Here is a 21,523-nt window from a genome sequence, read left to right as displayed (position 1 = left end):
GTAGCGTCGCGCAGGAGGGCTACAGCGCTTCCATTTTGTCGAACTTCTTGGAGAAGTTTGCGTAGGCGGGGTAGTTGTCCGGGTTGGTGCGTGAGCGGTAGCGCCAATGCTTGTACATCCAGAGCCATGGAGCGGGGCGTTCCTTGATCCATGGTTCGAAGATATCCCAGCATTGTTGGGCGATTTCTTCGAGCGGTGTGTCTTTGGCGAAGGTGATGGGTTTGAAAACCTTCATCTGATAGCTGCCGTCGGCGTTTGGAAGGCAGATGCCGGGCACCACGGGGGCGCCGGTGCGTGCGGCGAGCAGGGCGTGCAGTGGCGTGGCGGAGACTTTCAGGCCGAAGCAGGAGACGGGGATGGCTGCGTTGCCGGCGGGTACGTTGAGGTCGGGCAGGAATGCGGTGTTGCCCCCGGACTTGAGCACCTTGAGCAGGCGGATCATGGCGCGCTCCTGCGGGATCACGCGGTGGCCGGAGGCTTCGCGGAACTTGCGGAACAACCCTGTCAGCCGATCGTTTTTGAAGTCCTCGGCGATGATGGTGAATTCATCCCCGTCGACGAAGGCCCAGCACAGCGCCATCCATTCGAAATTGCTGTAGTGCGGGGTGAGCCAGACAGCGCCTTGTTTGCCTGCGGCCAGCGTGGCTTCTTCATCTTCGAGCTCGAAGGTGGCGAAACAGCGGAAGTTGTCGGAATTCAGGTTGTGCGACCAGAAGAGGTCGATGAACGCGCGGGCGAACTGACTGTAGCTTTCGCGGACGATGGCGTTTCGTTCCTTTGTTGAAAAGCGATCGCCGAAAACGACTCGCAGGTTTTCCAGCGCGGTGTGGCGTCCGCGGCGGTCGACGAGGGCGGCGATGCTCCCCAGTGCATTGGCGACCGTTGGGATGCTGCGGTGGTCGAGCATTGCCACGGTTTCCTGGCCGGTTTTCACAGCGAGCCACTCGATCACGTAGCGCAGGCGTTTCCACATCGACGGTTGTGGTGGGAGGGGGGCTGCGTTGGATGGTTGGCTCATGGGGACGCGGAGATGGTACGGTGGGAAAATCCGTGATATGCACTGGCAGCAAATTTCAATCGCACCAGTGCCCATGAACAAACGTCAATTGCAGTCGCTGCTCAAGCGGATCCTTTCCCAGCCTACCGCACCCTTCCACGAGTACCACGTACGTGATGCGATTTTGAAGGAATTGCGGGCGATTCCCGACGTCAGTTGGACGATTGATGCGTTTGGTAATGTGATTGCGCGTTACCGGCGAGGCAACAAGCGGGCCCGCTATGCCTTTGGCGCGCATATGGACCATCCTGCGTTCGTGCGTAACGAGAAGGGAGAGTGGCAGTTTCTCGGCGGGGTGCCGGAATCAACGGTGACCCGCAATGCCGCGCGCAAGATCGAGCACGGTGAGTTTGCTGTGTGGGATGTGACGGATTTTGAGCTCGACGGTGACCGGGTGGTGGCGCGGGCCTGTGATGATTTGATCGGGTGTGTGGCGATATTGGCGACGTTCAAGGAGTTGGCGAAGCGTGAAGTGGAGGCGGATGTTTTTGGTGTGTTCACGCGTGCGGAAGAGGTCGGGTTTCTCGGCGCGGTGGAGTTGGTCAAACGGTGGCCGCTGCCGAAGTCGGTGCGTTTTGTAAGTTTGGAAACAAGTACGCCGCGGGGCGGGGTGGAGTTAGGCAAAGGTCCGGTACTGCGTGTGGGAGATCGCTTGTCGGTATTCAGCCATGAGATCACGGCAGCGCTCGAGGTGGTGGCGGGTGAGCATAAGATTGACGTGCAACGCGCGCTGCTCGATGGCGGGGCGTGTGAAGCCACGGCGATGCAGGCATTCGGCGTCGAGTCGGGTGGGATCTCGCTCGCGTTAGAGAACTATCACAACTGTGCCGGCGACGATGAGATTGGTCCGGAAGCGGTGTCGTTTGCCGATGTGCATGGCCTGGTCAAGCTGCTCACCGAGTTGTGCGCGGCGCCGGCGGGTGGGTTGTCACCGTACCCGCGGGTGCGTAAGCGATTGGCCGAGAGGTCACGGGCGATGCGTGGGTTTGCCGAGCGATCCGCAGCGTTCTTCGAAGACGCCAGCGATGCCTGAGTGTGGGGATTGATGCTTTTGTGGCTTTTGTCCAATTGCCGCTGTGTTATCAATGACGCCGATGAAACTGATTCTGCGACTGATCATTGGGGCGGCAATGCTCGCCGGTTTGGCATCATGTGCCTCCACCGGCGGGCGGGCTCCCTACCAATCCAAGGCCTACCGTCCGACCAATCCGCAGAATGTGGTGGTTAAGATCAGTATCAGAAACCAAGCACTCTACGTGGTGGAAGGGGACAAGGCATTGCTCGTGACCGCCGCGGCCATCGGCAAACCCGAGACACCGACGCCGCTGGGCAATCATCGTATTTTAGGCAAAGAGAAATACCGCCGCCGCCGCAGCAACCCAGGAGCTGGCTATCCGATGGGTTATTGGTGTTCGTTTTACAGTCCGGCGTACGGCATTCACGCGGGCTGGGTCCACCCCGTGCCGCGCTCTGCAGGCTGTGTGAGGTTGCATCAGAATGTGGCACCTAAGTTCTTCGAGTTGGTGCGGGTGGGAACACCGGTGATCGTGCGCAACAGCTTTCCGGAGGATCGAACGATTGGGCGCAACTTGAAGCGGCCGCAGGATTACGATGATCCCGAATATCCGCCGCATATTTTGAACACGAATGCGATCTTCCACCTGTACAAGGGGCGGATTTTTGAATCCGGTCCGGCACCGCGGATTCCGCAGTCGTGAGAATTGTTTGCCGAGCGCCAGACAGGGTGTAAATGTTTGCCATGGACGAATCAGCCAGCACTCCAAAACCCCAGCCGAAGCCCAAGAAACGCAAGCGCGTCAATGTCCGTCGCCCCGATGTGATGGAGATGGTGCAGGCAGAGGTTGCTGAGCATTACCGCAGCTCGATTGTCGAGAAAGTGCGCTCGCGGGGCGGTCAGATCAGCATCGACAACACGACGGTCTATCTGGCTCAGCAGTTTGGCTTTTGTTATGGCGTCGAGCGCGCGATCGACCTGGCGTATGCTTCGCGCCGTGTGTTCCCGGAAAACCGGATCTTTTTGATCGGTGAGATCATTCATAACCCGGAAGTGAACCGCCAGCTGCGTGAGATGGGGATTACCTCGCTCGAGTGGCGCGAGCTCACCGCGGAGTACGATGATTTGACCGAAGACGACGTGGTGATTGTGCCGGCGTTCGGTGCGCCGATGACGTTCATGGAGAAGCTTGACGAGTTGGGGGTCATCGTGGTGGACACAACCTGTGGCGACGTGATGAGCGTCTGGCGTCGGGTCCGCGGCTACGCCAAGGCCGGAGTAACCTCTATCATCCACGGGAAAGCGGGACATGAAGAAACCCGTGCCACCGCATCCCGCGCACTCGGGCCGGACAAGACCGGTCATTACCTCGTGGTGCTGACATTGGCCGATACCGAAAAGGTCTGCGATTATATCCGCGGCAATGGACAACGCGATGAGTTCATGAAGTACTTCGAGGGCTCGTATTCCGATGGCTTCGATCCCGATGAACACTTGAAGCAGATCGGTGTGGCTAACCAGACCACCATGCTTAAGTCCGAAACCGAGGAAGTGCAGAACCGCCTGCGCGCTGCGATTGTCGATCGCGATGGCGGCGACGCCACGAACTTCCAGGTGTTCGATACCATTTGCGGAGCCACGCAGGAGCGTCAGGATTCGCTTTTCGATCTGCTCAAGCGTCCGCTCGACCTGCTTTTGGTTGTGGGCGGTTACAACAGCTCAAACACCACTCACCTTGTGGAAATCGGGCAGGAAGTGGTGCCATCGTTCTTCATCCGCAAGGCGGAGTGTTTGCGCAGTCTGGAAGAGGTGATCCACTTCGACTTGGAAGCCAAGGAGGAGCAGGTCGCGACGGGCTATTCGGCGAAGTTTGTGTCTGATGAACCGGTGACCATTGGAATCACCGCTGGTGCGTCCTGCCCGAGCAATTTGATCGAGGATACGATTGTCCGGATCTTCGAACTGCGCGGTATCAGCAAAGAGCAAGTCGTCAGCGCGTAGGCTCAGGCGACAGAAAGTTTATTACGACCGCTAGGCTGGCAGCTCGCTGGTCAAGCGGTCGATTTCTTTGCGGTAGGCGGTAAACGAGAGCACGGCGGCACCCAGCTGCTGTGACATGGCGACGTGACGGTTTACAAACGCGTCGTTGGTGAGTGCGATGTCGAGAAGTGCGTCCCAATCGCGGGCGCCGACGTTCATGCCGTCGATACAGGTCTCGGGGAAGGCGATGGTCTCCACTTCGCCATTGCCGCCGATGCACATGGTTTTGGTCAAGAGGCAGTCTCCAGCGACCTGGCCGGGTACTTCGCTGGTGTCGAGTTGGAACACAAGCCGGTGAGCGGCGATCAGGCGCAGGTAGTCGCGGTACGGGCGTTTTCCTTCGATGATATGGAGGTGCTCGTCCGGGAGTCCGGCCACCGTGGCGCGGATGCGCTCGGCGCCTTTCGGGCCGTCCGGGTTGATCACTGAAAGACGGCACTGGTTACGTGAAGCTGCTTTGGCGGCAATTTGCAGTGCCTTTGTGTGGTTGCGGCTTGGTACGTTGAACTCGCGCGTGCCGATGAAGATGCCGTTGCGTTGGTCGAGCGGCAGATTGCTGCGCCATGCGATCACGTCCATTGGGTAGGGCGTGGGGAGTGAGATCATCGGTTTGCCCAGCTTTTCACAAAGCGGCGCGAAGAACTCACGCGCGGCAGCGGAGGGCGTGACAGCGGCGTCGGCCAACCCGAGACAGCGGCGGGCACGGGACTCGGCTCCGAAGCGGGTGAGGGATCTGGCGATCTGATGGCGGCCGGTCTCTTTCCACGTCACCCAGACTGTAGCGCCTTCCTTTTTGAGCTTCTTGATTGTGCGCAGGGCGCTGACGAGGCGCCCTCTCAGCAGGACGATGAAGATGCCCTGCTTGCCGGTTAGGTCGCCGATGTGAGTGGCAAAGCAGCCCTTGGTGGCGGCCGCGTAGGCGTGGAAATTAATGGGAGCGTGGAGCGTGGGCTCGTTGAGCTCCTTGCGGGTGACGAACTCCTGATACGGATCCTTTCCGTTGGGGCAAATGACGTGGGTTTGAGTTGTCACAATGGAAGCTGGTGATAGTTGCCGGGTTCTCCGTGCGCTCGAAACGCGAGGCCGGCGGGGGATTCGAGTAACATAGCGCAACGGCGGACGAGAACAAATGATCAAGGGCTCCGATGGGGGATCGGGCTCAAATCCCGGCGATCCAAACAAAAAAAGGGCACCAGGTCGATCGCGACCAGGTGCCCGGAATTTGGAGCGGTGTCCGCTGTTAGAATCCGGCATTGCCCGGTGTGCGGGCGAATGGGATCACGTCGCGGATGTTCTGGATGCCGCTGAGGAACATGAGGAGTCGTTCGAAACCGAGCCCGAAGCCGGCATGCGGCACGCTGCCGTATTTGCGCAGGTCGGTGTACCACGAATACTCATCTGGTGAGAGGTTGTGGTGTTTGAGGTTGGCGATCAGTTGGTCGAGTCGCTCCTCACGCTGGCTACCTCCGATCAACTCACCGATGCCAGGTACCAGGAGGTCCATCGCGGTGACGGTGCGGTTGTCGTCGTTGAGACGCATGTAGAACGGCTTGATCTCCTTCGGGTAGTTGTAGACCGTGACCGGACGTTTGAGCAGCTCCTCGGTGAGGAAGCGCTCGTGTTCGGCCTGAAGGTTGGCACCAAAGTGGACGGGGTAGTCGAACTTACGGCCGGAGTTGATGAGCAGGTTGACCGCTTCCTCGTAGCTGAGGCGTTCGAATGGGGTGCTGGCGACTTTCTCGAGTCGTTCGATCAGGCCCTTCTCGACGAAGCGGTTGAAGAACGCGAGGTCATCGCCACATTCGTCGAGCGCGGCCCGCACCATGGCCTGGACAAATTCTTCGGCGAGATCCATGTCGCCTTTGAGGTCGGTGAATGCCATTTCCGGCTCGATCATCCAGAACTCCGCGGCATGGCGGGTGGTGTTCGAGTTTTCCGCGCGGAAGGTCGGGCCGAAGGTGTAGACCTTGCCCAGCGCGCAGGCGAAGGTTTCCGCCTCGAGCTGACCGGACACGGTGAGGTAGGTCTTCTTGCCGAAGAAGTCTTCGCTGGCTGGTTGTTTGTCGATATCGCCTTCCAGTGTCGTGACGCGGAAGAGCTCACCCGCGCCCTCGCAGTCGCTGGCGGTGATGATTGGGGTGTGGACCTGAACGAAGTCGCGCTCGTTGAAGAAGCGGTTGACTGCGTAGGAGATCTTCGAGCGGAGGCGGAAGGCGGCACCGAAGAGATTGGTGCGTGGGCGCAGGTGGGAGATGCTGCGCAGGAACTCGGGGGAGTGGCCCTTTTTCTGCAATGGGTAATCGCTTGGGCAGGTGCCGACGAGCTGGAACTCGGTGGCATGGATTTCCCAGCGCTGGCCTTTGCCCGGGGACTCCACGACTTTGCCGGTGATGGTGGCGCTGGCGCCGGTGGTGGCCGTGGCGACTTGGTCGTAGCCCGGTGTGGATTGGTCGACAATGACTTGGATGCCGGTGATGCCGCTGCCGTCATTGAGTTCGACGAACGAGAATGTCTTCGAATCGCGGCGGGTTCGGATCCAACCATTCAGAGTAATTGTCTCCGCAGGGGCGGCGTCGAGCGTAAGGATTTTTTGAATGCGCATGAAGGAAATCGGTGTGTCTTGGATGTGACCACCATTGACCGGAAGGCTAGTGGTTCGCAAGACCCAAGCAACGCGAGGCTCTGCGAATTAATTAGTTGCGATTTTTCCAATTCGATCGACACTCACCGCACACGCACGCGCCGTGCTCTGTAAGGGCTTCAGGTCGTGTCGAAAATAAACCAACAAGGAGACTGTTATCGCTAAGAAGAAAGTAGCAAGGAAACGCCCGGGTGGCGGAGGCGGAGGTGGACGAGGCGGAAACCGCCGGCCAGGAGGACGTCCTGGTCAAGGAGGACGTCGTCGTCCAGGGGGCGGTCGTGGCCGCCCATCGGAGCCACAGGGGCCGAAGATGTCCGACGATGGAAAGTACATCGAGGTTGAAGGCACCATTGCCCAGGTTCTCGCAGGCACCATGTTCAAGGTGAACTTGGAGAACGGTCATGAAGTTCTGGCTCACATCTCTGGAAAGATGCGCAAGCGCTTCATTCGTCTTGTGGCTGGCGACCGTGTGAAGATGGAGATGTCTCCATACGACACCTCGAAAGCACGCATTGTTTTCCGTCTTCGTTAATCAAGAGGACAAAGACGTACGTTTTTAGGGCCAGATCCGGCGAGTGTCGGATCTGGCCCGATTTTTTTGGCGGCGGGCGGGATGATGGGACGTCGTGGGGAGTTATGGAGGTGGGTTACCTGGGACGGGGGCTCAGGCTGGTATGCAAGGTGCCTCCGGCACCCAAAGTGGGTTTCGCTCGCGGGCTCGTTGCACTCCGAATCGAACCGATGTGGCAGAAAGGGTTCTCATCCCTCACGAAGGTGTCTTGAGGTCATGAGGTCGGGGCACAAGAAAACGCGCTGAGGTGCGCGTTTGAAAAGTGGCGGAGAGTGAGGGATTGTCGTTCGCTGCGCTCACGACTTCTGCGTTTCGCTCGCGGGCTCGCTACACTCCGAATCGAACCGATGTGGCAGAGAGGGTTCTCATCCCTCACGAAGGTGTCCGGAGGTCTTGAGGTCGGGGCACAAAAAAACGCGCTGAGGTGCGCGTTTGAAAAAAGTGGCGGAGAGTGAGGGATTGTCGTTCGCTGCGCTCACGACTTCTGCGTTTCGCTCGCGGGCTCGCTACACTCCGAATCGAACCGATGTGGCAGAAAGGGTTCTCATCCCTCAGGAAGGTGTCCGGAGGTCTTGGGGTCGGGGCACAAAAAAACGCGCTGATGAGCGCGTTTGAAAAAGTGGCGGAGAGTGAGGGATTCGAACCCTCGGTACCCTTTTGGAGTACGCATCTTTAGCAAAGATGTGCTTTCGACCACTCAGCCAACTCTCCGTGTCGCGTGGTGCGAGGCATATGAATAGTCAGATATGGGCTTGGGTCAATGGATTTTCCGGTAATTCGTTCACAATTTGTCGCGATTTTCGGCTGCTGAGGGAGCGTGCGTGAGGGCATCTGCTTGGGCGCGAGGGGATTGTCGGGAATGCGAATGATAAAGGAATGCGTAATTTTGGGACAATGAGACTTGAGCTGATAGGTGGGCGGTGCATAAGTTCAGCCCATGAAGTCGATCGGAGATTTGTTGACGGGAAATTGGCGCGCCGCTGTCATTGGTGCGGCTGCGATGCTGGCTCTTTGCACGAGTTGCCAGGTGGTGGATGTGCCCGTGGAGTTGCCTGAGGAGCAGACACCAATTGAGACTCCAGAAGAAATCGTAGAGCCGGAATACGAGCAAGTGGGGGCGATTGCCGGTGTTGGGCCGAATGGAGATTTTGTTGTGATTCGACTGGCCTCTGGCAGCGATGTGACGGTCGGTGAGAAGTTGAGCGTGATGTTTGCCGGTGCGGAAACCGCAGTGGTGAAGGTTGCTCCGCAGCGCGATGGTCAACTGGTCACCGCAGACAAGGTCTACGGCAGCCCGTCCAAGGGCTCCGGTGTATTCCGTATCGAGACGCCTGGTGTTGCCGAAGAGGTCAGTGAAGAGGATGTGGATCCGGTGCTAGGACTTGAGGTGCCTGCCGAATAGCGATTCGCGCACAACTGAACGTTGCTTTTTGCCGCATAGGGAGGTGGACTTCGGTCGCCTTCCGGTGCGGCATTTTTTTGTCTCTTGAGAAGCTGACCCTTCACAGGCTTCAAAAAGTTTTTATCAAATTCTTCAAACTGTTCAGAAGTTTTAAACTTTTGCCTTGCCATAACTTTTACGCCGGTTCAAGATCGGGCATTGATCGTCGACTGTGTCGGTGGGTTGGAAGTGCTGTCTGGTGGGCTTAGGCCGGGGGAGTGTGCTTCTGAGTCCGATGGGGGCGACGGGTATCTACTCCTCCTTGTACTCACTTCATTGATTCCAACGACACCAGCCATGAAGCCCACATCCTCAGAGACCCAAGACAAGACGGTGGCGCACGATCGTGCGCAATCCCCAGCAAGCTCGGTGAGCCGGGGCGAGATCGACAAGCTTGCCGACTTCATGATGCTGGCGCAGCGCTCTTGTTTGCTCGACCTCTCTAGTGACTTGAACGAGGGCAAGGTTTCTTACGCTCAGTTCTTCCTCCTCGGATATTTGGACGAACAGGAAAGTCTGACGATGACGGACATTGCTCGTAAGATGGGCCACTCGACAGCTGCGGCAACGGGGCTTGTAGACCGCTTGCAGAAGCTCAAGTACGTGGAGCGCGTGCATGCCGAGGATGACCGGCGAAAGATTTTGGTGCGGATCACTCCGAAGGGGAGTCAGTTGATTCAGCGGTTGCGTGAAGGGTTGGTCCGCGGGTTGTCCGAGATGATGGCTGGAATGGACGAGCAAGGTCGTGACTCGTTGCCATTTGGTGAAGGCGGAGGTCGCGGCTAATCGCGCGATCGATTTTACTTTTGCGGGCGGGCGTCTTTTTGGGCGTCCGCCCGCGTTGGTTTTGAGGTGGGGATGGGGCTCTTGCGGTTCGCGCTTCCGCTTGGGAGTGGGTTTGGTATGATCGACTCATGAGAATCGAGCGATTCGCAGCATTGGATAAGCTGCCATGGATTGAGCACGGCTTTTATTGCCGACAGCCAGAGGTGGATGTGCGCGGGCCGAAGGAAGAGGTGATGCCTAGGTTGTGGCCGGGCTGGAACGCGGCATTGGAGCGGCAGGTTCCCGACAGATTGCTCTACACGGCGGAGCAGGTGCATGGCAACGCGGTGGCATTGGTCAACGGGCACCCGCTTCCAGTGGATCGGCAAGTGCCAGGGGTGGATGCCCTCGTCACGCGCAATCAGGCGGCGGTTTTGGGGATTGTGGTGGCCGACTGCTGTGCGGTCTATCTGGTGGACACAAGGACGCGGGCGATCGGGCTTTGCCACTCGGGGAAAAAGGGAACCGAGGGCAATATCGTGGGTGAGGCACTTCGGATGATGGCGACCAATTTTGGTACCGTGCCCGAGGATGTGGTGGCGCAGCTATCACCGTGTATCAGACAGCCTCATTACGAAGTCGATATCGCGACCGAGATCGTGGCGCAACTGCAGGCCGCCGGTTTGCCGGAGGAGCAGGTTCACGATTGTGGCTTGTGTACCGCGTCGAACCCTGAGCGTTACTATTCCTACCGGCGCGATCTGGGGCAGACCGGCCGCATGCTGGCTGTGCTATCCGCAGGCTAGTCGTCGACCCAAAAAAGCGCGTGCACCGATGATCCGGTCCACGCGCTTTTTGCGAGAGTCGTATTAGGACCGGTCGCGTTTCACCACGCGGCGGGCGTCTGCCACGAGCATGTTGCAGGCCTCTGGACAAAGGAGTGGGATCGTATTGGTGCCGGCGGCCGGTGAGGATGGTTTGCTCTTTTGCTCCCACAGTGGGGTTTTGAGGCAATGGGCGGCGCAGCGTGCTGCGACGACTTCTTCCGTTTGTTCCTCATTGGCCAGTCCGGTGATATGGTACATGCCGGTTTGGCGGTTGAACTTATCGCTTATCTCACAGACCGGAAGGGTGCCTTGTTCTTGCGAGCGCGCCACTCCGACGGCGGCGGGGTAAAGGAAGTCGAGGGCTTCCAGCACAGCATCGATGGACGGAACGGTGACGACCCAGCCGGATTGCAGATTGTTTGCCGAGCGCAGTGGTCGGTATTCATCGGTGGCGTCGAAGAGAGTCATGCGGCGCAGCTCGTCGTGGGCGTTGATGGCGCGCAAGCTGTCGCTTTCACGATCGTCCACGTGAGTGAGGGAGAATTCGCCATCAGCAGTCTTGCGGACGAGTACCTGTCCGATGGTCAGTTCGCCGCTGCCGAGCTTCGCTTCCAGGAACTTCTGATTGGCTCGCGGAGATTTCGGAGCGGGGATGGACTCGTCGGTGTTGGTGGCGTCGCGCACCAGGTCGAGGATCACATCGGCCATTGATGGGTCGGTGCCGATTGCCGAGCTGTAGTAGAGTGTTTTCCCGCGCAGCGAGTAGGGGTTGTTGCGGAAGACGTCGCGCTGGGAGGCGGCGGCGGTTGGTTCGGTTTCGATCCCGAGCATCACAGGGATGTCCTGATAGCTGTGGAGGCCGTCGGCGATGAAGAAGGGGACGATGACGACATGGTCCTTGGTGGCGATTTCGGCCCAATCGCTGATCAGCGGCTTTTCCTCCATGTAGGTGTCGACGACCTCGGCGAACGAGGCCTCGCTCGAACGGATTTCCTCTGCGCGTTGTTCCACGATGAGGCGGGACTCCGTGTTGAGTCCGGTGCCGTGGCCGACGATGAGCAATGTGCAATCGGCTGGTGAGATGTCGCCGGCGACCTCGCGTGCGCGCTTGAGCAGGAGCGGGGTCATCGATGGATGGACGCCAACCGGGCGCGAGTAGATGAGGCGCTTGCCTTGAACGGTGGCTTCCGACTCACCTTGTGGGATGCCGAGCTCACGCGGAATGATTTCCTTGGTGAAGTAGCCTTCGCTGATGAAGCCTGGCACAACGTAGACCGTGTCGGCATTGATCATAGCGAGGGCTTCACGCATGCTGGCTTCTTCTTTCCAGAAGGCGGCGTGAACTTCGGCGAAGAGGTTGCGCTCGCGCAGGGCGTCGACCATTGCGTGGGTCGGCGCGGATGAGTCCGGGTTTTCGGTCGATCCGTGGCCGATGACCAGGAGTGCGGCGTTTTTCCACTGGGCTGGATAAGCGGGCGAGTGAGAGGAAGATGCGGGGTCGTGCATGGTGAGGTGCAGGCTTTTGGGCGGGACTCGGGAATTTTCGAGGCGGGACACGAGGTGGATGCCGCTTGCATCCGACGCTTGGACTGCGCATGGTGGCGCTGCGCCAACGCATCATAACGTCATGTCAGAGCAAATCATCCCTCAATCCCGTGTTTTTGCCCGAGAGCGTCGCCGCTCGTTGAATGTGGTTTTTACATTCGTTTTCGCGTTCTTTTTTATTGGAGGAATCGCTGCGCGGGCACAGGCTCAAGCACCTCAGAATGTCCCTGCTAAGCAAGCCATCTCAGTGGTGCTGAAGGAGTACGGTGCGGCTTACCGCAATCGATTGGTCGCTGTCGTCGGTCAGAAGGGAGCAACCCAGCCCCAGCATTGGCACGTGATGGCTTATGATTTGAAGGATGCCCGCAGGGTGGCGTATTTCAAAGTGACCAATGGTCGGATCGCCGCGGCGACCGTGCTGAGTGAGAAGCAGAGTGCGGCGCGTCGAGGGGTGAGCTTCTCGCTCGACAACTTGCGCAAGAACTCGACGGATGTGTTCACCATCGCCGACGTGGCGGCCCGCAATGCCAAGGTGGGCTTCGATTCCATTAGCTATGAGATCAATGGCCGCGGTGTGGGCCAGGCGCCGATTTACGCGGTCGAGTTGCGTGACTCCCAGGGACGGGTGGTCGGTAACCTGGTGGTCGATGGTGCCTCGGGCCGTGTGCTCGCCGCCAATTGGAACCCAAAAGGCGCCCAGGCCGCTTATAAGAACCCGCTGAACCGCATCGATTGGAACAAGGTCGGTGAGACCACGCGTAGTGTCGGTCGCGATATCGGTAACAGCTTCCGCTCATTCGGGCGCGGTGTGCGTGGTGCGTTGTCGGGGCAGTGATTGATTGGTCTGAAGATGTTTGAGAGGCTCGATTTGTGGTTTGATCGCGGAGACCGCGATGCGGCTGGGCAGATGGCGGTGGATGAAGTGCTGCTGCAGATGCAGCGCGACGTGCCGTTGTTGCGCGTTTACCAGTGGTCCGGGCCTGCGATCACGCTCGGGTATTTTGAGTCGGTAGCGGAGGCGCGGCAGAAGCTCGACGCCTACGACGTGCCGGTGGTGCGGCGTTTTACCGGTGGCGGCTCCGTGCTGCACGGGGACGATTTTCCGTACACATTGATCGTTCCCAAGGGCGAGGCGACCGATGGGTTCCTGCGCGCGCGCACGGAATCTTACGAAGTGATCCATTCCGCGCTCGGAGCCGCGTTGGCTGTGGTCGGGGTGGCTGGTGTCGGATTGGCGGCCTCTGGTGGCCAGCAGGTCGGCGTGCCATGCTTTCAGTCGCCGGTGGAAGCGGACTTGGTCCAAGAGAGTGGTGATAAAGTGGCGGGTGCCGGTCAGCGGCGCACCCGTGATGGCTTGATCCACCAGGGGAGTGTCGTCGTTGGGGCGGGAGTCGATCGCGATGCGTTAGGCCGGGCGTTGGCTGCAGCGCTCGCCCGTGACGTGCGCGTGCTTGGCGATGATTGGCTGCCTGATGGCTTTGGCGAGAGCTGGGCGGAATTGCGCACGCAGCGTTATGATTGTGACAATTGGAATCTGAGGCGCTGAGCGGGCTTGCGCATCGTGGATCCACGGGGCAAGGTAACGTCACTTGCTTATGGCTCATTCCGGTGACTCTTCCTCTTCCATGCCGCGTCGCGGGGCTTTGACGGCTGATCTTGGCCGCACCTCGCTGATGACAGATGCTGATATTTCCCGTGCTCTGGTGGGCATTGCGGACGAACTGGCCGCCCGTTATGCCGGTGGCGATGCGCCACTTTTGGTGGGCGTGCACACGCGCGGCGTGGATGTCGCCAAGCGCCTGAAGGCACTGCTGCACGAGCGTGGCTGTGAGGTGGGCTTTGGCACGCTGGATATTTCTCTCTACCGCGACGACCTGGATAACCTCGGGACAATGCCGTCGCTGAAGGGCTCCGACCTGCCACAGCATGTCGAAGGGCTGGACGTGGTGCTGGTCGATGATGTGCTCTTTACCGGCCGTACAGTGAAGGCGGCCATCGATGGGATCACTGATTTCGGGCGTCCGCGCCGGATCGAACTCGCCGTGCTGGTAGACCGCGGCAACCGCGAGCTGCCAATCCAGGCGGACTACGTGGGCGAATCGTTTGCCACCCAGCGCGAAGATTATGTCGCCGTCCATCTGGAGGAGAGTGACGGTGAAGAAGGGGTGTTCCTATTGAAGCGAAGCTAGATTGATCTTTTCAACCGACCATGACTGATATTCCGCGCCGCAAAGACCTGTTGGATATCCACTCGCTCAGTGCCGAGGAGGTGACTGAGATTCTGGATGCCGCGATTCCGTTTAAAGATCTGTTCAAGCGTTCGGTGAAGAAGGTGCCGACGCTCAAGGGAAAACAGGTTCTGACTTTGTTCTACGAGCCATCGACGCGGACGCGTTCTTCGTTTGAGATTGCCGCCAAGCGGTTGTCGGCGGACGTGACCAACTTCGCGGTTTCGACCTCATCGGTCGTGAAAGGGGAGTCGGTTTTGGACACGATCGACACCTTGCAGGCGATGCGCACTGATTACGTGATCGTGCGCCATCAGATGTCCGGCGTCCCGGAAATGATTGCCAAGCACACGGGGGCATCGGTTCTCAATGCGGGCGACGGCTACCATGCGCACCCGACTCAGGCGTTGCTCGATGCCTTCACGGTGCGCGAGACCTTTGGTGGGTTTGCGGGTAAGCGGATCCTGATCGTGGGGGATATCCTGCACAGCCGCGTGGCGCGCTCGACCAGTCGGATTCTGAAGATGCTCGGCGCGGACGTGCGCGTGTTCGGTCCCGGAACATTGGTGCCCGGCAACCGTCCGGATTGGCTTGAGTCGGTCAGCAGCTGGGACGAGGGGTTTGAATGGAAGCCGGATGCGATTTACCTGCTGCGCGTTCAGCGTGAGCGGCAGAACGACCAGTTTTTCCCGTCGGTTCAGGAGTACCACAAGTTCTTCGGCATCACTGCGCAGCGCTTCGAACGCGTGCGCAACGAAGGGATCTATATCATGCACCCGGGGCCGGTGAACCGCGGAGTGGAGCTGGTCGACGGCGTGATGGATTACGAGCGATCGCTCATCAACCAGCAGGTGGAAAATGGTATCGCCACCCGGATGGCCGCACTTTATTGGCTCAAACCTCAAACCGACGAATTCCCAAGCGCATAACCTCATGGACACGACGTTGATTAAAAACGCCAAGTTGGTGGCAACCGGTGAGGTTGCGGATGTGGAGATTCGCGACGGTGTGATCACCGCTGTCGGTGGATCGCTGCCGGTCGCCGAGGGTGCGACAGTGGTGGACGCTGAAGGTGGATTGTTGATGCCTGGTTTGTTCGATATGAACGTGCACCTGCGCGAGCCGGGGCGCGAGGACAAGGAGAGCATCACGACAGGATCTGCGGCCGCATTGCATGGTGGCGTCACCGGGATGCTGGCAATGCCGAACACAGACCCGCCAATCGACACTGGGGGAATGGTGCAATCGGTCAAAGACCTCGCCGCACGCAAGTCGTCGGTTGATTTGCTGACAGCTGGAACGTTGACCAAAGGGCGCGAGGGCAAGGAAATGTCCGCGATTGCCGCAATGGCTGCCGAGGGCGTGCGGATGCTCACGGACGATCCATCGCCGCTCGAGGATGCACAGTTGCTGCGTCGCTGCATGGAATATGCGCGTGAGTTCGGGGTGCGGGTGACATCGCATTGCTCGACTCCTGCATTGGTCAAAGACGGAGCGATGAACGAAGGACCCGTGGCGTACTCGCTGGGTCTGCCTGGTATGCCGGCGCTGGCCGAAGAGCTCTGCGTATTTCGCGATATCGAGTTGGCGCGCATGACTGGCTGTAAGTTGCATATCCAGCACGTGTCGACCGCGCGCAGTGTGCAGTTGATCCGCCGCGCCAAGAGCGAAGGGTTGGATGTCACGTGTGAGGCATCGTTGCACCACATGATTTTCACTGATGAGGCGGTGATCGGCTATGGCACTTGCTACAAAGTGGACCCGCCATTGCGCTCGGAGTCAGATCGCGCCGCGCTGGTGGCTGCCGTGGTCGACGGGACAATCGATGTGATTGTGTCGGACCATGCGCCGCACACAGACTTCGAAAAGACAGTGGACTTCAGCTCGGCTCCATTCGGAGTGAGTGCGCTCGATTGGGTGCTGCCGGTGGTGAACGACCGCTTGGTGGAATCCGGAGCGATGGGGTGGGACGTGATTTTGCGCGCATACGTGCAAAAGCCGCGCGAGATCCTCGGGTTGGAGGTGCCGGCGATCGAGGTGGGTCAGCGTGCCAACTTGGTGTGGTTTGATCCGAATGCGGATCAGCACGTCACTCGCGACGGCTTCCGTTCGCTGGGGCTGAACTCGCCATTTGTCGGTGAAACTCTGCGCGGTCAGGTCCGCGGCGTTTGGCTCGATTCGCGATACACCGCATTTTAACCTCGCGGCCGGGAGTGGTCAGGTGGTATGAGCAGGCTTGTTATGAACAATGAGCCTCCTCAATTTCCATCCGATGAAAACCCGCCACAAAATCCAGGTGGGCAGCAGCACGATCCATCGTCGCCGTACCACGCACCTCAGAGTCCGCCGCCGGCCGCTGGTTCGTTGGCTGCGCTGACTCAGGACGATCGAACGATGGGGATGCTGTGTCACTTGCTGGCATTTGCCTTCGCTCCGATTGGAACGTTGGTTCTCTGGTTGCTCAAGAAGGACACGATGCCATTCGTGGACGACCAGGGGAAGGAGGCGCTCAACTTCCAGATCAGCGTCTGGATCTATTCGATTGTCTCTGGATTCCTTTGTATCGTTGGGATCGGCTTTATTTTGCTTCCGATCGTCACGGTGGGCTCGATCGTGTTCATCATTCTCGCGGCCGTGGCTGCCAACAACGGCACGGCGTATCGCTACCCGTTCACCATTCGGTTGATCAAGTAGAGTTGCCGCTGTGATCGCGCGCTTCTTTTCCCTCGATGCCGCCTTGCGCTACGCGGATGCGTGCCGCGAGCGCGGCGACGATGTGGTCGTGCTGGATGAATCGGTGAGTACGTTGCGTGGCGGCGTCTCATTGGTTGATCGAGTCGACCTTGAGGGCGGAGAGGCGCTGTCTTTTGAGTTGGGAGCCCGGTCCTCATGGCTGCGGCGGCTTCAGTTTTGTTGGGGCGTCGCAAGAGCGGCGGTTACCGGCCTGTTGGTGCTGGCGATTGCCGTGTTGGCGGCCTGGCTCTTTCTCGTTGTGATGGCTTTGCGGCATGATCCGCTCGTCGGGGCTCTTCTCTTGGTCGGATTGGTGCTGTGTGGGATTGTGCTTGCGGTCGCCGGTTGGTTGGGCTGGCGATTGGGGCGGGGGCAATCCGGCGTGGCGATGAGCGTGTTCGTCACCCTGTGTATGGCCCTGCCTGTGGTAGGAACTGCCAACTATGTGCTCGCTGAAGAGCGGACCTACGCTGTGCTGCGGATCACCTGATTCTCGGCAGGCACAAAAAAGCCCGCATCCTCAAAGTAAGGATGCGGGCTTTTATATTGAAAATGGTAGCAGGGAGGTGATTTGAACACCCGACCAAAGGCTTATGAGTCCTCTGCTCTACCACTGAGCTACCCTGCCATTTTTGACGTCCGGTGGTTGCTTGAAGCGCCTACCAGCGTCGGGACTGCACATATATTCACTTCTGGGTCATCGTCAATGAAGAATTTGGGGTGAAATGTGATTTTTTGGATGGGTTGCGGGTGCTGGAAATGCGGCGCGATCCTTGTGTGCGCGTGGATTCCCGCTTGATCCTTGCTGGAGGATCTGGTCGGTTGTGTGCATGACAAATCAAGCGGTTGCAGTCTTCGGACTGGGCATTATCGGGTCGCGCTGCGCGGCGAATCTGGCCAAGGCTGGTTATGAGGTGGTGACGTGGAACAGAACTCCAAAAGGGGGCGAGACAGACGTGGCAACACCTAAGGAAGCTGCCGCCAAGGCGAAGGTGCTCGCGTTCTACCTCAAAGATGGGGTGGCACTGCGCGATACCTTCGATCTGATCCGCGATCAGCTCACTCCAGAACATGTGGTGATGAACCACTCGACCGTCGATCTTGAGACGACCCATGCGATTGCGGTGGCATGTGCCGAGATCGGCTGTGGGTTCCTGGATTGTCCATTCACTGGCAGCAAGGACGCGTCGGCTGCGGGGCAGCTTGTTTACTACGTTGGGGGCGATCCCGCGTTGATCGAGCGGATGAAGCCAGTGCTCGACGCGACATCGAAAGAGTTGAAGGTGATTGGCGGGGTGGGGAGTGCGACGGTGATCAAGATCGCGACCAATCTGATCTCTGCTCAAGTGGTGCAGGCGCTCAGCGAGGCGATGGCGCTGACCGAGGCCAGCGGTGTGGATTCTCAAGTGCTGATTGATGCGGTGGCATCGAATGCCTGCGGTTCTGTGTTGGCCAAGATGAAGATGCCGGCAATGGCTGCCGGCGACTACGACACGCACTTCAGCGTCGACAACATGCGCAAGGATAGTGCGTTCGCGCTTGAGTTGGCGGCCCAGGTCGGGCTGGAGTTGCCGGGAATTACGGTGGCCAACCGGGTCATGACTGAGCGTTGCGAAGAAGGGGATGCCGAATTGGACTATTCGGCGATGTACCGTCAGTTTGCCCGCAAGGCGCCGGACTTCGCCCGCTAAAGCGGTGTAGAGTTTGCGTCAACACGAAAGAGTGGGCGGCAGCTTGACGTAGGCCGCGCACTTCGTTTCCTTCGTCGAAAACAACAAAAATATGAAACTAGGAATCTCATTGCTTTCTGCATCCGTTCTGGCGGTGAGCTCTGCATTCGCTGCAGACCGCCCGAACATTCTATTCATCTTCTCGGATGACCACGCACTGAATGCGATCTCGTCGTACGGCGGGCCACTCAAGGATGTGGCGCCGACACCTCAGATCGACCGCATCGCCAACGAGGGGGCGTTGTTCGTCAATTCGTTCTGCGCGAACTCGATTTGTGGGCCATCCCGCGCCTGCATCCTCACTGGAAAGCACAGCCATAAGAATGGTTTCATGCGCAACACGGGGCGTGGGTTCGATGGCAGTCAGTGGACGGTTGCCAAAGAGCTCCAGAAGAATGGCTACTCCACCGCGGTGATCGGCAAGTGGCACCTGCACAGCACGCCGACTGGCTTCGATCACTGGGAGATCCTGCCGGGGCAGGGGAACTACTACAACCCGGACTTCATTCAGATGGATGGATCGCGCAAGCGCTTCGAGGGCTACGCGACCGATCTCACCACAGACAAGGCGATTGCGTGGCTCGACCAGCGTGACAAGGACAAGCCGTTCTTCCTGATGTGCCAGCACAAGGCGCCGCACCGCACGTTCTGCCCGCCATTGCGTCACTTGGCCGCATTCGATGGTGTGGAGATCCCTGAGCCGGAGACGTTGTTCGATGACTACGCCAACCGCAGCGAGGTCTTGAAGAAGAACGAAATGTCGATCGCCAACCACTTCCGCTGGTCCTACGACGCCAAGGTCCGTGCCGATGAGCGAGGTGACATCAAGCTGCCGGGCTATCGCGACAACCATGCGCCTGAGTACCATCGCATGACCGCAGAGCAGAAGAAGCAGTGGGATGCGCATTACAAGCCGCTCAACCGCAAGATGCTCGATTCCTTCAAGGCGGGCGAGATGACTCGTGAAGACGTCATCCGTTGGCAGTACCAGCGCTACATGAAAAACTACCTCGGCACCGTCAAGGCGGTGGATGAGGGGGTGGGGCGCATGCTCGAGTATCTGGAGAAGAATGGTCTCGATGAAAACACCATCGTCATTTACTCGTCGGACCAGGGGTTTTTCCTTGGTGAGCACGGCTGGTACGACAAGCGTTGGATGTTCGAGGAGTCGTTCAAGATGCCGTTTGTCATCCGCTGGCCGGGCGTCATCAAGCCGGGCTCGCGTCCGCAGGAGATGATACAGAACATCGACTATGCTCCGACCTTCCTTGAAATGGCCGGGCTTGCCGCGCCTGAGGGCATTCAGGGGGAGTCGATCGTCCCGATTCTGAAGGGTGGCGATGTGGACTGGCGCAAGTCGCTCTACTACGCCTACTACGAAATCGGTGAGCACGCGGTGCCGCAGCACTACGGCGTGCGTACATCGCGCTACAAGTTGTTCTACTTGCCGGGCACCGACGAGTGGCAGATGTTCGACCTGGAGAAGGATCCGAACGAGCTGCGCAGCGTCTACGGTGAGCCTGCTTATGCCAAGGTGCAGAATGCTCTGAAGGACGAGTACAACCGTCTGCGCGAGGTTTACGAGGCTCCAACTTACGAGGAGCACATGCCGAAATAAGACAGCCAACTCGCGGCGGGCTTCGGTGCCGGCCGTGTGAGTTCAATTTGCGATCCGCCACTTCCATCTGGAGGTGGCGGATTTTCTTTTGCCTTGGGGGTGTTGGTTTGTGGTTGGGGGTCAGCTGTTAGCAATGCGCCTTTATTTAGGATTGCGCCGGGGTGGGGTGGTCATCGCTTTGCTGTATTTTGTTCTCCCGCTTGGAATTGAGTCGTATTCCAGGATTTGTCTGATTTTCTAGCTGCGTTGCGACGGAATTTGGTTCGTGAGGGGCTCGGAATGGTGATTTTTCGCCACTTTGGAACAATGTTTGCAGTCTCGTAGTTGATTGATTCTTAGTTGCTTGTAGGTTCTCGGTTCGTTGATGTTCAGAAATCCGAAATAAGCGCTTGAAGCAGTGGCGATCCACGCTTCCTTGCACGTCCCGTTTTCGAAGTGGGTTCATGGGCTTGTCTCGTGAATTTTGACCGGAGCGGGTGATTTGTCCCGATTCTCGGAACATTGATCAAAAACTTGAGCAAAAATCCGCTTGTGAAAGATTTCACAAGCTCTTAAATAAGCCGCTGCGATGGCCAACCTCTTTCCTCGATCCTCCAACTTTCTGCCGATTAAAATTGGCCTCTTCGTAGGCGTAGTCGGAATTACGCTGGCACTGGGTTTTACCTACTACGGAACGCCCAAGTATACGCGTGTAGGTTATGCTCCTGATCAGCCTGTGCCTTTCTCGCACAAGTTGCACGCGGGTGAGCTCGGCCTCGACTGCCGCTACTGCCACAGCAATGTGACCGAGTCGAACCACTCGAACATTCCGCCAGTGTCGACCTGCATGAACTGCCACGAAGCTGGTGTGAAGACCCAGAGCGATGCGCTCGCCGTGGTCCGCGATGCAGCTGAAACCGGCAAGTCGCTTGAGTGGGTGCAGATCCACGAGACTGCTGACTATGTGTTCTTTGATCACTCCGCTCACGTGAACAGCGGTATTGGCTGTGTTTCCTGCCACGGTCGCATCGACCAGATGGAGAAGGTGTTCCACGCCGAGAACCACAGCATGGGCTGGTGCTTGGAGTGTCACCGCGAGCCAGAGAAGCACCTGCGTCCGATCGAGCAGGTTACCAATCTTGCCTGGACCGCTGCGGATCACCCGCCGGTCATGGTTGACGGTGAGCTCAAGCAGCTCACCCAGGAAGAGCTTGGCCTTATGCTGAAGGACCAGTGGCGCATTGACCCACCTGAGACCTGCGGCGGCTGTCACCGATAAGCTCGTTGCCCGAGGCTGATCGGGCACCACAAACGAACGACTCACATACTTTTA

The 21,523-nt window shown here is 58.7% G+C and carries 21 protein-coding genes and 2 tRNA genes; 17 read left to right on the top strand and 6 right to left on the bottom strand.

The genetic code is table 11. The features are described from left to right. Positions 1 to 19 precede the first annotated feature (19 nt). Entirely contained in the window at positions 20 to 1,018 is a 999-nt protein-coding gene (locus tag G3M56_RS12295; RefSeq protein ID WP_164364339.1) for a lysophospholipid acyltransferase family protein, read from the bottom strand. Positions 1,019 to 1,091: 73 nt separating this feature from the next. Here G3M56_RS12295 and G3M56_RS12290 point away from each other — a divergent pair, with 73 nt between their 5' ends. The 3 genes from G3M56_RS12290 (at position 1,092) to G3M56_RS12280 (ending at position 4,073) form a co-directional block, all read left to right on the top strand. Next, positions 1,092 to 2,090, top strand: a complete 999-nt coding sequence (locus G3M56_RS12290; protein WP_164364341.1) for a M28 family peptidase — start codon at positions 1,092 to 1,094, stop codon at positions 2,088 to 2,090. A 61-nt stretch (positions 2,091 to 2,151) separates the two neighbouring features. Next, on the top strand, positions 2,152 to 2,775 hold the full coding sequence (locus G3M56_RS12285) for a L,D-transpeptidase (protein WP_164364343.1): 624 nt from the start codon (positions 2,152 to 2,154) through the stop codon (positions 2,773 to 2,775). Positions 2,776 to 2,816: 41 nt separating this feature from the next. Further along, complete coding sequence (locus G3M56_RS12280) at positions 2,817 to 4,073, top strand: 4-hydroxy-3-methylbut-2-enyl diphosphate reductase (protein WP_164364345.1); 1,257 nt, start codon at positions 2,817 to 2,819, stop codon at positions 4,071 to 4,073. 30 nt (positions 4,074 to 4,103) lie between these two features. Here the strand turns inward: G3M56_RS12280 and G3M56_RS12275 are convergent, their stop codons facing one another. Both G3M56_RS12275 and asnS read right to left on the bottom strand, forming a co-directional pair. After that, entirely contained in the window at positions 4,104 to 5,144 is a 1,041-nt protein-coding gene (locus G3M56_RS12275) for a glycosyltransferase family 4 protein (RefSeq protein ID WP_164364347.1), read from the bottom strand. 208 nt (positions 5,145 to 5,352) lie between these two features. Then, on the bottom strand, positions 5,353 to 6,714 hold the full coding sequence (asnS, locus tag G3M56_RS12270) for an asparagine--tRNA ligase (RefSeq protein WP_164364349.1): 1,362 nt from the start codon (positions 6,712 to 6,714) through the stop codon (positions 5,353 to 5,355). 349 nt (positions 6,715 to 7,063) lie between these two features. Here asnS and infA point away from each other — a divergent pair, with 349 nt between their 5' ends. Further along, a complete protein-coding gene (gene infA, locus G3M56_RS12265) occupies positions 7,064 to 7,285 on the top strand; it encodes a translation initiation factor IF-1 (protein WP_164364351.1) in 222 nt (73 codons plus the stop codon). A 659-nt stretch (positions 7,286 to 7,944) separates the two neighbouring features. On the opposite strand, the gene G3M56_RS12260 is transcribed toward infA, so the two are convergent. Further along, a tRNA-Ser gene (locus tag G3M56_RS12260) sits at positions 7,945 to 8,035 on the bottom strand. A 226-nt stretch (positions 8,036 to 8,261) separates the two neighbouring features. On the opposite strand from G3M56_RS12260, the gene G3M56_RS12255 reads away from it, so the two are divergent. The 3 genes from G3M56_RS12255 to G3M56_RS12245 all read left to right on the top strand — a co-directional run bounded on the left by G3M56_RS12255 (position 8,262) and on the right by G3M56_RS12245 (position 10,336). Beyond that, positions 8,262 to 8,726, top strand: a complete 465-nt coding sequence (locus tag G3M56_RS12255) for a hypothetical protein (RefSeq protein WP_164364353.1) — start codon at positions 8,262 to 8,264, stop codon at positions 8,724 to 8,726. 336 nt (positions 8,727 to 9,062) lie between these two features. Beyond that, positions 9,063 to 9,551: a MarR family winged helix-turn-helix transcriptional regulator gene (locus tag G3M56_RS12250; protein WP_164364355.1), complete on the top strand. Its 489-nt coding sequence runs from the start codon at positions 9,063 to 9,065 to the stop codon at positions 9,549 to 9,551. Positions 9,552 to 9,679: 128 nt separating this feature from the next. After that, positions 9,680 to 10,336, top strand: coding sequence for a purine nucleoside phosphorylase YfiH/LACC1 family protein (locus tag G3M56_RS12245; protein WP_164364357.1), 657 nt, complete (start codon positions 9,680 to 9,682; stop codon positions 10,334 to 10,336). Between the two features lie 63 nt (positions 10,337 to 10,399). Here the strand turns inward: G3M56_RS12245 and G3M56_RS12240 are convergent, their stop codons facing one another. Beyond that, positions 10,400 to 11,863: a CbiX/SirB N-terminal domain-containing protein gene (locus G3M56_RS12240; protein ID WP_164364359.1), complete on the bottom strand. Its 1,464-nt coding sequence runs from the start codon at positions 11,861 to 11,863 to the stop codon at positions 10,400 to 10,402. A gap of 121 nt (positions 11,864 to 11,984) precedes the next feature. On the opposite strand from G3M56_RS12240, the gene G3M56_RS12235 reads away from it, so the two are divergent. The 7 genes from G3M56_RS12235 to G3M56_RS12205 all read left to right on the top strand — a co-directional run bounded on the left by G3M56_RS12235 (position 11,985) and on the right by G3M56_RS12205 (position 17,353). Next, positions 11,985 to 12,737 carry a hypothetical protein gene (locus tag G3M56_RS12235; RefSeq protein ID WP_164364360.1) on the top strand — a complete coding sequence of 251 codons (753 nt, stop codon included), beginning with the start codon at positions 11,985 to 11,987 and terminating at the stop codon, positions 12,735 to 12,737. A 15-nt stretch (positions 12,738 to 12,752) separates the two neighbouring features. Beyond that, positions 12,753 to 13,448 (top strand): lipoyl protein ligase domain-containing protein, encoded by a 696-nt coding sequence (locus tag G3M56_RS12230; protein ID WP_164364362.1) that lies wholly within the window; start codon positions 12,753 to 12,755, stop codon positions 13,446 to 13,448. Between the two features lie 127 nt (positions 13,449 to 13,575). Then, the gene (gene pyrR / locus G3M56_RS12225; protein ID WP_235203440.1) at positions 13,576 to 14,091 is read left to right on the top strand and encodes a bifunctional pyr operon transcriptional regulator/uracil phosphoribosyltransferase PyrR; all 516 of its coding nucleotides are present in this window, start codon (positions 13,576 to 13,578) and stop codon (positions 14,089 to 14,091) included. A gap of 20 nt (positions 14,092 to 14,111) precedes the next feature. Further along, entirely contained in the window at positions 14,112 to 15,059 is a 948-nt protein-coding gene (locus tag G3M56_RS12220; protein ID WP_164364366.1) for an aspartate carbamoyltransferase catalytic subunit, read from the top strand. Between the two features lie 4 nt (positions 15,060 to 15,063). Further along, positions 15,064 to 16,329: a dihydroorotase gene (locus G3M56_RS12215; RefSeq protein ID WP_164364368.1), complete on the top strand. Its 1,266-nt coding sequence runs from the start codon at positions 15,064 to 15,066 to the stop codon at positions 16,327 to 16,329. A 42-nt stretch (positions 16,330 to 16,371) separates the two neighbouring features. Next, positions 16,372 to 16,824 carry a DUF4870 domain-containing protein gene (locus tag G3M56_RS12210; RefSeq protein WP_235203439.1) on the top strand — a complete coding sequence of 151 codons (453 nt, stop codon included), beginning with the start codon at positions 16,372 to 16,374 and terminating at the stop codon, positions 16,822 to 16,824. A gap of 10 nt (positions 16,825 to 16,834) precedes the next feature. After that, positions 16,835 to 17,353, top strand: coding sequence for a hypothetical protein (locus tag G3M56_RS12205; protein WP_164364370.1), 519 nt, complete (start codon positions 16,835 to 16,837; stop codon positions 17,351 to 17,353). A gap of 63 nt (positions 17,354 to 17,416) precedes the next feature. Here G3M56_RS12205 and G3M56_RS12200 read toward each other — a convergent pair. Then, positions 17,417 to 17,491 (bottom strand) — tRNA-Met (locus G3M56_RS12200). Between the two features lie 202 nt (positions 17,492 to 17,693). Between G3M56_RS12200 and G3M56_RS12195 the strand changes: the two genes are divergently transcribed. From G3M56_RS12195 to G3M56_RS12185, 3 genes are all read left to right on the top strand, one after another. After that, on the top strand, positions 17,694 to 18,554 hold the full coding sequence (locus tag G3M56_RS12195; RefSeq protein ID WP_164364372.1) for an NAD(P)-dependent oxidoreductase: 861 nt from the start codon (positions 17,694 to 17,696) through the stop codon (positions 18,552 to 18,554). A 91-nt stretch (positions 18,555 to 18,645) separates the two neighbouring features. Next, a complete protein-coding gene (locus G3M56_RS12190) occupies positions 18,646 to 20,211 on the top strand; it encodes a sulfatase family protein (RefSeq protein WP_164364374.1) in 1,566 nt (521 codons plus the stop codon). A 715-nt stretch (positions 20,212 to 20,926) separates the two neighbouring features. Then, positions 20,927 to 21,469: a cytochrome c3 family protein gene (locus tag G3M56_RS12185; RefSeq protein WP_235203438.1), complete on the top strand. Its 543-nt coding sequence runs from the start codon at positions 20,927 to 20,929 to the stop codon at positions 21,467 to 21,469. The last annotated feature ends 54 nt before the right edge of the window (positions 21,470 to 21,523 follow it).

Origin of the sequence: Sulfuriroseicoccus oceanibius, assembly GCF_010681825.2 — a bacterium.
GTDB classification, from domain to species: Bacteria; Verrucomicrobiota; Verrucomicrobiia; order Verrucomicrobiales; family SLCJ01; genus Sulfuriroseicoccus; species Sulfuriroseicoccus oceanibius.
Note: the sequence above shows the minus strand (reverse complement) of the source record. Positions and strands in the feature narration are given on the sequence as shown.

Coding starts and splice junctions, on each gene's coding strand:
- G3M56_RS12250 (WP_164364355.1), top strand. CDS start 9,063: ATGAAGCCCACATCCTCAGAGACCCAAGACAAGACGGTGGCGCACGAT.
- infA (WP_164364351.1), top strand. CDS start 7,064: ATGTCCGACGATGGAAAGTACATCGAGGTTGAAGGCACCATTGCCCAG.
- G3M56_RS12255 (WP_164364353.1), top strand. CDS start 8,262: ATGAAGTCGATCGGAGATTTGTTGACGGGAAATTGGCGCGCCGCTGTC.
- G3M56_RS12290 (WP_164364341.1), top strand. CDS start 1,092: ATGAACAAACGTCAATTGCAGTCGCTGCTCAAGCGGATCCTTTCCCAG.
- G3M56_RS12220 (WP_164364366.1), top strand. CDS start 14,112: ATGACTGATATTCCGCGCCGCAAAGACCTGTTGGATATCCACTCGCTC.
- G3M56_RS12295 (WP_164364339.1), bottom strand. CDS start 1,018: ATGAGCCAACCATCCAACGCAGCCCCCCTCCCACCACAACCGTCGATG.
- G3M56_RS12245 (WP_164364357.1), top strand. CDS start 9,680: ATGAGAATCGAGCGATTCGCAGCATTGGATAAGCTGCCATGGATTGAG.
- pyrR (WP_235203440.1), top strand. CDS start 13,576: ATGACAGATGCTGATATTTCCCGTGCTCTGGTGGGCATTGCGGACGAA.
- G3M56_RS12240 (WP_164364359.1), bottom strand. CDS start 11,863: ATGCACGACCCCGCATCTTCCTCTCACTCGCCCGCTTATCCAGCCCAG.
- G3M56_RS12285 (WP_164364343.1), top strand. CDS start 2,152: ATGAAACTGATTCTGCGACTGATCATTGGGGCGGCAATGCTCGCCGGT.
- G3M56_RS12215 (WP_164364368.1), top strand. CDS start 15,064: ATGGACACGACGTTGATTAAAAACGCCAAGTTGGTGGCAACCGGTGAG.
- G3M56_RS12210 (WP_235203439.1), top strand. CDS start 16,372: ATGAACAATGAGCCTCCTCAATTTCCATCCGATGAAAACCCGCCACAA.
- G3M56_RS12230 (WP_164364362.1), top strand. CDS start 12,753: ATGTTTGAGAGGCTCGATTTGTGGTTTGATCGCGGAGACCGCGATGCG.
- G3M56_RS12190 (WP_164364374.1), top strand. CDS start 18,646: ATGAAACTAGGAATCTCATTGCTTTCTGCATCCGTTCTGGCGGTGAGC.
- asnS (WP_164364349.1), bottom strand. CDS start 6,714: ATGCGCATTCAAAAAATCCTTACGCTCGACGCCGCCCCTGCGGAGACA.
- G3M56_RS12195 (WP_164364372.1), top strand. CDS start 17,694: ATGACAAATCAAGCGGTTGCAGTCTTCGGACTGGGCATTATCGGGTCG.
- G3M56_RS12280 (WP_164364345.1), top strand. CDS start 2,817: ATGGACGAATCAGCCAGCACTCCAAAACCCCAGCCGAAGCCCAAGAAA.
- G3M56_RS12235 (WP_164364360.1), top strand. CDS start 11,985: ATGTCAGAGCAAATCATCCCTCAATCCCGTGTTTTTGCCCGAGAGCGT.